The sequence below is a fragment of the Martinezella lusitana genome, from assembly GCF_900094565.1.
In the GTDB taxonomy this organism is placed as follows: Bacteria; Pseudomonadota; Alphaproteobacteria; order Rhizobiales; family Rhizobiaceae; genus Rhizobium; species Rhizobium lusitanum.
Genome location: NZ_FMAF01000003.1, coordinates 426400 through 439481 on the forward strand (window position 1 = coordinate 426400; position 13082 = coordinate 439481).

The following is a 13082-nucleotide window of genomic DNA, read 5'->3' on the forward strand; positions in this document are numbered from 1 at the left end:
GATTTCGAAACGGCGGGCACAAACCCGCCGTTTTTATTTTGGTATTGTGCGACAAGACTTTGGCAGTCCACCGAGATGTCTTGCATTCTCTCGCTGCATTGCACACACTGCCTTTGGGAACAGCAACCACCGCACAACGATGCGGGCAAGGCAAAGAGACATATGGCGATCAAGGCAAGCATCTATCATCTCACCCATTACAAATACGACAATCCGATCCGCCTCGGCCCTCAGATCATTCGCCTGAAACCTGCATCTCATTCCAAGACCCGCGTTCTCAGCCACTCGCTGAAGGTCACGCCGTCAAATCATTTCGTGAACCTGCAACAGGATCCCTACGGCAATTACCTCGCCCGTTTCGTCTTTCCCGATCCGGTGACCGAGCTGAAGATCGAGGTCGATCTCGTTGCCGATATGACCGTTTACAATCCCTTCGACTTCTTCGTCGAAGAGGAGGCCACCAAATGGCCCTTCGCCTATCCCGAGACGATCCGCGAGGATCTGTCGATCTATATGACGCCGGAAGAAACCGGCCCCCGCCTGCAGGCCTTCCTCGACACGCTCGACCGCTCCGAACAGCCGACCGTCGACATGATCGTCGGCATCAATGCAACACTGCAAAGAGAAATCGGCTACGTCATCCGCATGGAAGCAGGCGTCCAGACGCCGGAGGAGACCCTGGAAACGGCGAGAGGGTCCTGTCGCGACTCGAGCTGGCTGTTCGTTCAGGTTCTCCGCCATCTCGGCCTCGCCGCCCGCTTCGTTTCCGGCTACCTCATACAGCTCAAGCCGGACCTTAAAGCGCTCGACGGCCCCTCCGGCACCGAAGTCGATTTCACCGATCTGCATGCCTGGACGGAAGTCTATCTTCCCGGCGCCGGCTGGGTCGGCCTAGACCCGACCTCGGGGCTGCTCACCGGCGAGAGCCATATTCCGCTCGCCGCCACGCCGCATTACCGCAATGCCGCTCCGATCTCCGGCGGCTATTTCGGCGAAGCCAACACCGAATTCGATTTCGACATGAAGGTCGTGCGCGTCGCCGAGCATCCGCGCATCACCAAACCATTCTCCGACGAAAGCTGGGATGCGCTGAATGCGCTCGGCAATCAGGTCGATCGCATTCTCAAGGAAGACGACGTGCGCCTGACCATGGGCGGCGAGCCGACTTTCGTCTCGATCGACGATTTCCAATCGGAGGAATGGAACACAGCCGCCGTCGGCCCGACCAAGCGCGACAGGGCGGATCAGCTGATCCGCCGCTTGCGCGATCGCTTCGCGCCCGGTGGCTTCCTGCATTACGGCCAGGGCAAATGGTATCCGGGCGAAAGCCTGCCGCGCTGGACCTTCTCGCTCTACTGGCGCAAGGACGGCAAGCCCGTCTGGCAAAACCCGGCCTTGATCGCGCAAGAGACCGCCAAGACCGGCGCAACTGCGGACGATGCTGGAAAGCTTCTGAGCGCAATTGCCAAGGAGTTGGCGATAGACCCCGACATGGTGCTGCCGGCCTATGAAGACCCGGCCGAATGGATCATCAAGGAAGGCAGCCTGCCGGAAAACGTCGACCCGTCCAATTCCAAACTGAAGGACCCGGAGGAGCGCAGCCGCATCGCCCGCGTCTTCGAGCGCGGCCTGACGACGGCGACCGGCTATGTTCTTCCCGTGCAGGCCTGGAATGCACGGGCCTCGGGCACACGTTGGGTCAGCGAGAAATGGCGTACGCGCCGCGGCAAGATCTACCTGGTGCCGGGCGACTCGCCGATCGGCTACCGCCTGCCGCTCGGCACCCTGCCCTATGTGCCGCCATCGCGCTATCCCTATATCCATACCGTCGACCCCTCCATTCCGCGCACACCCTTGCCCGACGTCATCGTGCCGGCGGGCCGCGCCATGCCGGAAGCCTCGTTCCAGGCCGACGAAAGCGGGCAATCGCGCGTCGAACAGACGCTCGGCGATATCAGAGGTGCTGTACGCACGGCCATCTCGGTCGAGCCGCGCGACGGCCGGCTGTGTGTCTTCATGCCGCCGACCGAGGGGATAGAGCAGTATCTCGAACTTTTGGCTGCCGCCGAGAATGCGGCTGCTGAGCTCGGGCTGCCGGTGCATATCGAAGGCTATCCGCCGCCGCAGGACGAGCGCATCAACGTCATCCGCGTCGCACCCGATCCCGGCGTGATCGAGGTCAACGTCCATCCCGCATCGAGCTGGCAGGAATGCGTCGACATCACGACGGCGGTTTACGAAGAGGCGCGGCAGACGCGTCTCGGCACCGACAAGTTCCTGATCGACGGCCGCCACACCGGCACCGGCGGCGGTAACCATGTCGTGGTCGGCGGTGCCAATCCGAACGACAGCCCGTTCCTGCGCCGTCCTGACCTGCTGAAGAGCCTGGTGCTGCACTGGCAGCGACACCCCTCGCTCTCCTACCTCTTTTCCGGCCTGTTCATCGGCCCGACCAGCCAAGCCCCGCGCATCGACGAAGCACGTCACGACAGCCTCTACGAGCTGGAAATCGCGATAGCCCAGGTGCCGGCGCCCGGTCATGGCATTCCGCCCCTGCCCTGGCTTGTCGACCGCCTGTTTCGCAATCTTCTGACCGATTCCAGCGGCAACACCCATCGCTCGGAAATCTGCATCGACAAGCTGTTTTCGCCGGATGGCCCAACGGGGCGCCTCGGTCTGGTCGAGTTCCGCGGCTTCGAAATGCCGCCCAATGCCCGCATGAGCCTTGCCCAGCAATTGCTGGTGCGCGCCCTCATCGCCCGCTTCTGGCGCAATCCGATCGACGGCAAGTTCGTGCGCTGGGGCACGACGCTGCACGATCGTTTCATGCTGCCGCACTATGTCTGGGAGGATTTCCTCGATGTGCTCACCGATCTCCGTGAAAACGGCTTCGATCTGCGCTCCGAATGGTTCCAGGCGCAGCTGGAATTCCGCTTTCCCTTCTGCGGCGAGGTCGAATACGAAGGCAACAAGCTGGAACTGCGCCAGGCGCTGGAGCCTTGGCATGTGCTGGGCGAGGAGGGCGCGATTGGAGGTACAGTCCGATACGTCGACTCGTCGGTGGAGCGCTTGCAGGTACGGCTCGAAACCAGCAACCCCACGCGCTACACAGTGTCCTGCAACGGGCGCCCGATGCCGTTGACGTCGACAGGCGCCTCGGGCGTTTCTGTCGCCGGCGTCCGCTATAAGGCATGGCATCCGGCTTCGGGCCTGCATCCGGTTTTGCCCACCGATACGCCACTGACCTTCGACATTTATGATACATGGTCACGCCGTTCGATCGGCGGCTGCATCTATCATGTTGCCCATCCGGGTGGCCGGAACTATGACGTTTTTCCCGTCAACGGCAACGAGGCCGAAGCGCGACGCCTTGCGCGATTCGAACCTTGGGGGCATACGGCTGGCGGCTACGGCCTGCGGCCGGAGGCGGTATCGGCGGAATTCCCGCTGACGCTCGACCTCAGACGGCCGGCGGGAATTTGAAGCGGAAATATGCATGGCTAGAAAACCGGCAGCGGAACGGCGCAACGAGGTAAAGGCTGGCATCGGCAACGATCCGGCCTTTGCCTATAGCGCGCTGCCCGGCGTTGCCGACGAGATGGTCGACAATACCGGCGCCGTGCGGCCGGTCTGGCAGAACCTGCTGTCAGCGCTGAGCCGCATGTCGGAACAGGAGCTGATGGAGCGTTTCGCTCGCGCCGATCGCTACCTGCGCGATGCCGGCGTTTTCTATCGCGCCTATGGAGCGACAGGCGTCAGCGAGCGCGAATGGCCTATTTCCCATATCCCGGTGCTGATCGACGAGCGCGAATGGCAGACGCTCTCCGAGGGCCTGCGCCAGCGCGCAGATCTGCTTGAAGAGGTCATTGCCGACATCTACGGCGACAACCGATTGGTAAACGAAGGTCTGTTGCCGCCGGCCCTGATCGCCGGCAATCCGGAATTCCTGCGGCCGCTGGTCGGCGTCACGCCTGCGAACGGTCACTATCTGCACTTCCTGGCCTTCGAGATCGGCCGCGGTCCTGACGGCAACTGGTGGGTGCTGGCCGATCGAACCCAGGCGCCGTCCGGCGCCGGCTTTGCGCTCGAAACCCGCGTTGCCACGACCCGCGCCTTCTCGGACATCTATGCCGAAACCAGGGTGCACCGCCTCGCCTCCTTCTTCGGCGCCTTTCGCGATGCCTTGCTTGGCGACAAGCACGGCACTGAAGGACGCGTCGCCGTTCTGACGCCGGGCCCGGCCAACGAAACCTATTACGAACACGCCTATATCGCCCGCTATCTCGGCTTCATGCTGCTCGAGGGCGAGGACATCACCGTCGTCAACGACCAGCTGATGGTGCGCACCGTGGCCGGGCTGCGGCCGATCAGCGTACTCTGGCGCCGCCTCGACGCCTCCTACGCCGATCCGCTGGAGCTCAATCAGCACTCCCATATCGGCACGCCGGGTTTGGTGGAGGCGCTGCGGGCGCAGACCGTCTCAATCGTCAACGCCCTCGGCTCCGGCATTCTCGAAACCCGCGCCCTGCTTGCCTTCATGCCCACCATCTGTCGGCATCTGCGCGGTGAAGAGCTGAAACTACCGTCGATCGCCACCTGGTGGTGCGGCCAGAAGAGCGAGCGCCAGCATGTCGCGACCAATATCGAGAAGATGGTGATCGGCCCGGCCTATTCCCGCATGCCCTTCTTCGACGACAGCGGCCAATCGGTGCTGGGCTCGACGCTGCGCAGCACCGCCCGCGACTCGATCGCCGACTGGCTGGCGACCGACGGTCACAAGCTGGTCGGCCAGGAAGTCGTCACCCTTTCGACGACGCCGGCCTGGGTCAACGGCAAGCTGATACCGCGGCCGATGAGCTTGCGCGTCTTCGCCGCCCGCACGGACAACGGCTGGCAGATCATGCCGGGCGGCTTTGCCCGCATCGGCAGTGGTGATGATGTCGCCGCCATTGCCATGCAGGCGGGCGGCTCGGCCGCCGACGTCTGGATCGTCTCCGACAAGCCTGTGGAAGCCCACACGCTGCTGCCGGCGGAAGAGACCTTCACCCGCAACATGCCGGGCAGCCTGCCGAGCCGCGCAGCCGACAATCTTTTCTGGCTCGGCCGCTATATCGAGCGGGCCGAGGGGGCCTTGCGCATCCTGCGCGCCTGGCATGGGCGCTTCGCCGAAGCCGCCGATCCCAACCAGCCGCTGCTCGCCGACGTCACCGCCTATCTGGCCGCCATCGACATAGACACCGAGAAAGCCGTACCGGAAAGCCTGCTGCGCAACATCGACAGCGCCGTCTACTCGGCCAGCAACATTCGCGACCGCTTTTCCCCGGACGGCTGGCTGGCGCTGACCGATCTTGCCAAGACCGCCCGCCGTTTCAAGGAGAAGGTGAAGCACGGCGACGACGCCAGCCACGCCATGACGATCCTCTTGCGCAAGCTCGCGGGTTTTGCCGGCCTCGTGCACGAGAACATGTATCGCTTCACCGGCTGGCGCTTCCTGTCGCTCGGGCGCTATATCGAGCGCGGGCTGCACATGACGCGGCTTCTCGGCCATATGTCCGGTCCCGAGGCGCCCGATGGCGCGCTCGACATGCTGCTCGAAATCGGCGACAGCGTCATGACCCACCGCCGCCGCTACAACGTCAACACAGCGCGCCTGACGGTGACCGACCTTCTGGCGCTCGATCCGCTCAACCCACGCTCGATCCTCTTCCAGATGAACGAGATCCACCGCGAAGTGGAGCAATTGCCGAACGCCTTCGTCAACGGTCAGATGTCGCCCTTCTATCGCGAAGCCATGCGGCTGCATTCGGGCCTTGCGGTCATGACGCCGGAAACGATGACCGGCGAGGTCTATCAGCGGCTGGAACGCGAGCTGGAACGCCTCTCGGACCTGCTGGCCCGAACTTATCTTGGATGATGTGATGCTATACGACCTGTCGCTGCACATGGGCTATATCTACGACGCGCCGGCCAGCGGCGCGCGTCACATCGTGCGTTTGCTGCCGCTGTCGCTGACCAACCGTCAGCGGCTGATCGCCGGCTCGCTGAAGGTTACGCCGCATCCGGACGAGCAATCGAATTTCGCCGATTTCTTCCAGCATTCGGCAACATCGATCCTGGTGCGCGATCCGCACGAGAAGCTTGATATCCGCATGCAGGCGCGCGTCCAGGTGGAGAGCCAGCCCGTCGCGGCCGACTTCTCACCCTTGCTCGCCAAACTGCCCGATGAGGTCAGCGACTGCTGGTCGGTCGACCCCTCCTCGCCGCACCATTTCCTCGCCAGCAGCCCCCGCCTGCCCGAAACAGGCGAAATCGCCAGCTACAGCAGGCAATGGAAGACGACGAACCTGACGACCATGCAGATCGCCCATGCGATCTGCTCCCAGATCCACAAGGATTTCGTCTACGATGCGAAGGCGACCACCGTCGATACCACGCCCAAGGAGGCCTTCCGCCTGAAACGCGGCGTCTGCCAGGATTTCTCGCATGTGATGATCATCGCGCTGCGCAGCCTGGGCATCCCGGCCGGCTACGTCAGCGGCTTCCTGCGCACCATCCCGCCGCCGGGCAAGGAGCGGCTGGAGGGAGCAGACGCCATGCATGCCTGGGTGCGCGTCTGGTGCGGAGAAACCGCGGGCTGGATCGAGCTCGATCCGACGAACAATATTCCCGCCGGAACCGATCATATCGTCGTCGCCTATGGCCGCGATTATTCCGATGTCGCGCCGGTCATCGGCGTGCTCAAGGGCTATGGCAGCCAGAAAACCGTCCAGGCCGTGGATGTCGTTCCGGTAAAACAGTAATAAACCAAGCCAAAATGAGACCGATCCGGCAGTTTGTTAAATTTCGAACTGCCGCTTAAACGGTCGCCTAATATTTGTGACCGATAGTCCCGCCCATTCTTGAGGCCTTTAACTCTCTCCAACAGGCGGACATGATGATCTCCGGTTCGGATAAACTTCGCACCTTAAAACAACTTCTACGTGATAAGGCGGGAAACTTCGGCATCCTTACAGCGATTGCGGTGCCGGTGTTGGCCGCAGCAGGTGGCGTCGCGATCGATGTCACAAACATGTCGCTATCGCACAGCCAGCTCCAGGAAGCTACGGATTCCGCCGCACTTGCCGCTGCAACGGCGCTTGCCGAAGGCAGCGCCACGACGACGACCGCCAAGGATCTCGCTAACAATTTCGTCCTCGGCCAGATGTCGAACTATCTTGCCGGGGATACGAACACCACGAATGCCCTCAAGGCAGGGACTTCGACCACCATTACGTCGAGCAGCAACTCATCCGGTGGCACCAGCTATTCCGTTGCCGTCAACGCATCCTACAATTTGTCAGTGAACGGCATGAGCCAATTGCTCGGCCTGCATGCGATGACCATTTCCGCATCGAGCTCTACAACCAGCGGAACTGCAGTTGAGAAAACCGCATTGTCGATGGAGATCGCGCTCGACAAGTCCGGCTCGATGCTGCTGAACACCAACGTCATCGATACAACACAGACCAGCTGTATCCAATATTATACTGACGGAATCTACCTATATCAATATTCGAAGCCCAAAAGCCCTTGCTATATCAAGAAGATCGCAGCTTTGAAGACGGCGGTCGGCACTCTGCTCGACCAGCTCGATGCGGCCGACCCCAGTTCGCGATATGTCCGCACGGCGGCCATAGCATGGAGCAGCCAGGTCGATAGCTCCAGCACACTTGCCTGGGGGACGAAGTCGACCCGCAACAATGTCATTAGCGGGCTGAATGCCGATGGCGGCACCGAGTCCAGTGCACCGATGACTTTGGCGTATAACAGCCTCATTGCACCCGCCGAAGCAACCGAACAAGCCAAGAAAGGCAATACGAAATTTCAGAAATTCATCGTCTTGATGACCGATGGAGAAAACAATGCCACCAGTTCGGATCAGAAGACACTAGACACATGCACGACGGCAAAAGCTGCCGGCGTACAAATCTATACCGTCGCCTTCATGGCGCCGACTCGTGGTCAAGATCTCTTGCGGAGTTGTGCATCGAACTCCTCCAATTACTTTGATGCACAACAAATGTCCGATCTCCTCGCGGCCTTCAAAACCATCGGCGCGCAGGCATCGAAACAAACTACGCTCCTAACGAAGTAATAGGTGCGCCGCTTGATTCACAAGAAAGCCGCTCCAGATTGCTCTGGAGCGGCTTTTTCTTGTCGATCAATCTGTCGATAAGAGCCGGAAAAACAATCGAAATCAAGTCCTTTCACCGCCTCGGAAGCGTTGGCTCGCTATTTTCGCATCCGCGTCATTCACCTGTTGCAACTGCTTTACATCGGTGCGTAAAGTGATAGTGAAACGGAAAGGCAATTTGCTTTATTCAGACATAACACTCTGAATATAAAACACAAATGGCGAGAGTTGATAGTATGAATAACTTGACGAAGGCCGATCTCCCCGTTCCAGCGCCCCGCAGTTCCCGCCCTGAAATCCTCGCGGAAGAAATCATCGAACGCCTGACCTACCGCATCGGCAAGGATGCGAAAGTTGCCAAGCCGCACGATTGGCTGACCGCGACGATCCTCGTCATTCGCGACCGCGTTATCGACAGATGGATGGAATCGACCCGCAAGGTCTATGAGACCGGCGCCAAGCGCGTGTACTATCTATCTCTCGAATTCCTGATCGGCCGCCTGATGCGCGATGCCGTCTCCAATCTCGGCCTGATGGAAGAAATCACCAACGCGCTGGCTTCTCTCGGCGTCGATGTCCGCGTCATCGCCGGCCTTGAGCCGGACGCAGCGCTCGGCAATGGCGGCCTTGGCCGTCTGGCCGCCTGTTTCATGGAATCCATGGCGACCGTCGAAGTGCCGGCCTATGGCTATGGCATTCGTTACGTGCACGGCCTGTTCCGTCAGCAGATGGCCGACGGCTGGCAGGTGGAATTGCCGGAAACATGGCTCGCCCACGGCAATCCCTGGGAATTCGAACGCCAGGAAAGCTCGTATGAAATCGGCTTCGGCGGCGGTGTCGAAACAGTCAGCGGCCATGACGATCAGCCTCGCTATGTGTGGAAGCCGGCCGAACGCGTGATTGCTGCTGCATTCGATACGCCCGTCGTCGGCTGGCGTGCTAAGCGCGTCAACACGTTGCGTCTCTGGTCGGCTCAACCGATCGATCCGATCCTGCTCGACGCCTTCAATGCCGGCGACCACATCGGCGCGCTCCGGGAGAGCAACAAGGCCGAGAGTCTGACGCGTGTTCTCTATCCGGCCGATGGGACGCCCGCCGGCCAGGAGTTGCGCCTGCGCCAGGAGTTTTTCTTCTCGTCGGCCTCGCTGCAGGACATTATTCGCCGCCATCTGCAGCAATATGACGATCTGACCAATCTGGCCGACAAGGTCGCGATCCAGCTGAACGATACGCATCCGGCCGTCTCCGTCGCCGAAATGATGCGCCTGCTGGTCGATATTCATGGCTTCGAATTCGACAAGGCCTGGGATATCACCCGCAATACCTTCGGCTACACCAATCACACGCTTCTGCCGGAAGCGCTGGAAAGCTGGCCCGTGCCGCTGTTCGAACGGCTCCTGCCGCGCCACATGCAGATCATCTACGCCATCAACGCCAAGATCCTCGTCGAAGCCCGCAAGGCCCGCAATTTCAGCGACTCGGAAATCCGCTCGATTTCATTGATTGACGAGAACGGTGACCGGCGTCTGCGCATGGGCAATCTCGCCTTTGTCGGTTCGCATTCGATCAACGGCGTTTCCGCACTGCACACCGACCTCATGAAGGTCACCGTCTTCGCCGACCTGCACAAGCTCTATCCGGACCGCATCAACAACAAGACAAACGGCATCACGCCGCGCCGCTGGCTGATGCAGTGCAATCCCGGCCTGACCGGCCTCATTCGCGAGGCCATCGGCGATGAATTCCTCGACGATGCCGAGAAGCTGAAGCCACTCGACAAGTTCGCCCGGGACAGCGCCTTCCAGGAGAAATTCGCCGCCGTCAAGCGCGCCAACAAGGTGCAGCTTTCCAATCTCGTGGCCAGCCGGATGGGCATCAAGCTCGATCCGAATGCAATGTTCGACATTCAGATCAAGCGCATCCACGAATACAAGCGCCAGCTCCTGAACATTATCGAAACCGTAGCGCTCTACGATCAGATCCGTTCGCATCCCGAGCTGGATTGGCAGCCGCGCGTCAAGCTCTTCGCCGGCAAGGCGGCGCCGAGCTACCACAATGCAAAGCTCATCATCAAGCTGATCAACGACGTCGCCCGCGTCATCAACAATGACCCGTCGGTGCGCGGCCTGCTGAAGGTCGTCTTCGTGCCGAACTACAACGTCTCGCTGGCCGAAGTCATGGTTCCGGCCGCCGATCTCTCCGAGCAGATTTCGACCGCGGGCATGGAAGCCTCCGGCACCGGCAACATGAAGTTCGGCCTCAACGGCGCGCTGACGATCGGCACGCTGGACGGCGCCAATGTCGAAATGCGTGACAATGTCGGCGAGGACAACATCGTCATCTTCGGCCTCAAGGCGGACGAAGTCGCCAGCCTGCGTAGCGACGGCCATGACCCCCGCGCCGTCATCGAACGCTCGCGCGAGCTGTCGCAAGCGCTTGCGGCCATCGCGTCGGGCGTCTTCTCTCCCGACGACCGCAATCGCTATACCGCCCTGATCGAGGGCATCTACAGCCATGACTGGTTCATGGTCGCCGCCGATTTCGACGCCTATGCCTCCGCTCAGCGCGAGGTCGATATACTCTGGGCCGATCCGTCCGAGTGGTATGCCAAGACGATCAACAACACCGCTCGCATGGGCTGGTTCTCCTCCGACCGGACGATCCGTCAATATGCCAAGGAAATTTGGAGAGCCGGATGAAAAAGCCGAAAAGACCCGCTGACGGCACAAGCTTGAGGGACATTTCGGCAGACGAAATTGCTGCAATTCTCGCAGGCACGCATTCCGACCCGTTCGCCGTTCTCGGCGTGCATCGGACGGATGATGGGTTTGTGGCCCGCTGCTTCATTCTTGGCGCCGAGGCCGTGACCGCCATGGCACTGGACGGTTCCGTCATCGGCGAACTGGATTGCCTTGATCCGGCGGGCTTCTTTTCCGGCGATGTGAAACTTACCAAGCAGCAACCGGTGCGCTATCGCGCCCGGCGCGGCGATGCCGAATGGGCGGTGACCGACCCCTACAGCTTCGGCCCGGTTCTCGGACCGATGGATGACTATTTCGCTCGCCAGGGCACACATTTGCGGCTGTTCGACAAGATGGGCGCCCATCCCATGAAGCATGAGGGCGTCCAGGGCTTTCATTTCGCCGTCTGGGCACCGAACGCGCAGCGCGTTTCTGTCGTCGGCGACTTCAATAATTGGGATGGCCGGCGGCACGTCATGCGCTACCGATCGGATTCCGGCATCTGGGAGATCTTTGCGCCGGATGTGCCGGCCGGAGTGGCCTATAAGTTCGAAATCCGCGGTAAGGACGGCGTTGTGCTGCCGCTGAAGGCCGATCCCTTCGCCCGCCGGAGCGAATTGCGCCCGAAGACCGCTTCCGTCACGGCCAACGAATTGACCCAGGTCTGGGAGGATGCGGCCCATCGCGAGCATTGGGCGAGCGTCGACCAGCGCCGTCAGCCCATCAGCATCTATGAGGTACATGCAAGCTCCTGGCAGCGCCGCGACGACGGTTCCATGCTGTCCTGGGACGAGCTCGCCTCGCGCTTGATACCCTATTGCGTCGATATGGGCTTCACCCATATCGAGTTCCTGCCGATCACCGAGCATCCCTACGATCCGTCCTGGGGCTATCAGACCACTGGCCTCTATGCACCAACGGCCCGTTTCGGCGAGCCGGAAGGTTTTGCCCGCTTCGTCAACGGCTGCCACAAGGTCGGCATCGGCGTCATCCTCGATTGGGTGCCGGCGCATTTCCCGACCGACGAGCATGGCCTTCGCTGGTTCGACGGCACGGCGCTCTATGAGCATGAAGACCCGCGCAAGGGTTTTCATCCCGATTGGAATACGGCGATCTACAATTTCGGACGCACCGAGGTTCTCTCCTATCTCGAGAACAATGCGCTCTTCTGGGCGGAAAAGTACCACCTGGACGGTTTGCGCGTCGATGCCGTTGCCTCCATGCTCTACCTGGATTATTCGCGCAAGCACGGCGAATGGATCCCGAACGAATATGGCGGCAACGAGAACCTCGAGGCGGTCCGTTTTCTCCAGTCGATGAATGCGAGGGTCTACGGCGCGCATCCGGGCGTCATGACCATTGCCGAGGAATCCACCTCCTGGCCGAAAGTGTCGCAGCCGGTCCACGAAGGCGGTCTCGGCTTCGGCTTCAAGTGGAACATGGGCTTCATGCACGACACGCTGAGCTATCTCTCCCGCGAGGCCGTGCATCGCAAGTACCACCACAATGAGCTGACCTTCGGCCTGATCTATGCCTTCTCGGAAAACTTCGTCCTGCCGCTCTCCCATGACGAAGTGGTGCACGGCAAGGGATCGCTGATTGCCAAGATGGCCGGCGACGACTGGCAGAAGTTCGCCAACCTGCGTGCCTTCTATGCCTTCATGTGGGGCTATCCCGGCAAGAAGCTGCTGTTCATGGGTCAGGAATTCGCACAGTGGAGCGAGTGGAGCGAAGAGCGGGCGCTGGATTGGAACCTGCTGCAATATCGCATGCATGAAGGCATGCGGCGCCTCGTGCGCGATCTCAACTTCACCTATCGCAGCAAACCGGCATTGCATGCCCGCGACTGCGAGGGCGATGGCTTCGAATGGCTGATCGTCGATGATTTCGAGAATTCGGTCTTCGCCTGGCTGCGCAAGGCACCCGGTGAAAAACCGGTTGCGGTCATCACCAATTTTACGCCAGTTTACCGCGAGAATTATACGTTGCGCTTGCCGGCGGAGGGGCGGTGGCGTGAAATACTGAACACCGATGCCGACATTTATGGCGGCAGCGGCAAGGGGAACGGCGGGCGTGTCCAGGCCGTCAACGCGGGCGGAGGCGTGCAGGCAACGATAACGCTGCCTCCTTTGGCGACCATCATGCTCGAACCGGAATTTTGAGATCAT

The 13082-nt window shown here is 60.9% G+C and carries 6 protein-coding genes; all 6 read left to right on the top strand.

Features of this window, described 5'->3' with window-relative positions; all coding sequences use genetic code 11:
• Nucleotides 1–162: 162 nt before the first annotated feature.
• The 6 genes from GA0061101_RS08490 (at nt 163) to glgB (ending at nt 13076) form a co-directional block, all read left to right on the top strand.
• Nucleotides 163–3483 carry a transglutaminase family protein gene (locus GA0061101_RS08490; protein WP_092573462.1) on the top strand — a complete coding sequence of 1107 codons (3321 nt, stop codon included), beginning with the start codon at nt 163–165 and terminating at the stop codon, nt 3481–3483.
• A gap of 13 nt (nt 3484–3496) precedes the next feature.
• Nucleotides 3497–5914: a circularly permuted type 2 ATP-grasp protein gene (locus GA0061101_RS08495; protein WP_037196360.1), complete on the top strand. Its 2418-nt coding sequence runs from the start codon at nt 3497–3499 to the stop codon at nt 5912–5914.
• Nucleotides 5915–5918: 4 nt separating this feature from the next.
• A complete protein-coding gene (locus tag GA0061101_RS08500) occupies nt 5919–6800 on the top strand; it encodes a transglutaminase family protein (RefSeq protein ID WP_092573463.1) in 882 nt (293 codons plus the stop codon).
• Nucleotides 6801–6931: 131 nt separating this feature from the next.
• Complete coding sequence (locus tag GA0061101_RS08505) at nt 6932–8134, top strand: vWA domain-containing protein (protein ID WP_234903752.1); 1203 nt, start codon at nt 6932–6934, stop codon at nt 8132–8134.
• A 275-nt stretch (nt 8135–8409) separates the two neighbouring features.
• A complete protein-coding gene (locus GA0061101_RS08510; protein ID WP_037196357.1) occupies nt 8410–10872 on the top strand; it encodes a glycogen/starch/alpha-glucan phosphorylase in 2463 nt (820 codons plus the stop codon).
• The gene (gene glgB / locus GA0061101_RS08515) at nt 10869–13076 is read left to right on the top strand and encodes a 1,4-alpha-glucan branching protein GlgB (RefSeq protein ID WP_037196355.1); all 2208 of its coding nucleotides are present in this window, start codon (nt 10869–10871) and stop codon (nt 13074–13076) included. The genes GA0061101_RS08510 and glgB overlap by 4 nt, the downstream gene beginning before the upstream one ends.
• Nucleotides 13077–13082: the final 6 nt, after the last annotated feature.

Coding starts and splice junctions, on each gene's coding strand:
- GA0061101_RS08490 (WP_092573462.1), top strand. CDS start 163: ATGGCGATCAAGGCAAGCATCTATCATCTCACCCATTACAAATACGAC.
- GA0061101_RS08495 (WP_037196360.1), top strand. CDS start 3,497: ATGGCTAGAAAACCGGCAGCGGAACGGCGCAACGAGGTAAAGGCTGGC.
- GA0061101_RS08500 (WP_092573463.1), top strand. CDS start 5,919: ATGCTATACGACCTGTCGCTGCACATGGGCTATATCTACGACGCGCCG.
- GA0061101_RS08505 (WP_234903752.1), top strand. CDS start 6,932: ATGATGATCTCCGGTTCGGATAAACTTCGCACCTTAAAACAACTTCTA.
- GA0061101_RS08510 (WP_037196357.1), top strand. CDS start 8,410: ATGAATAACTTGACGAAGGCCGATCTCCCCGTTCCAGCGCCCCGCAGT.
- glgB (WP_037196355.1), top strand. CDS start 10,869: ATGAAAAAGCCGAAAAGACCCGCTGACGGCACAAGCTTGAGGGACATT.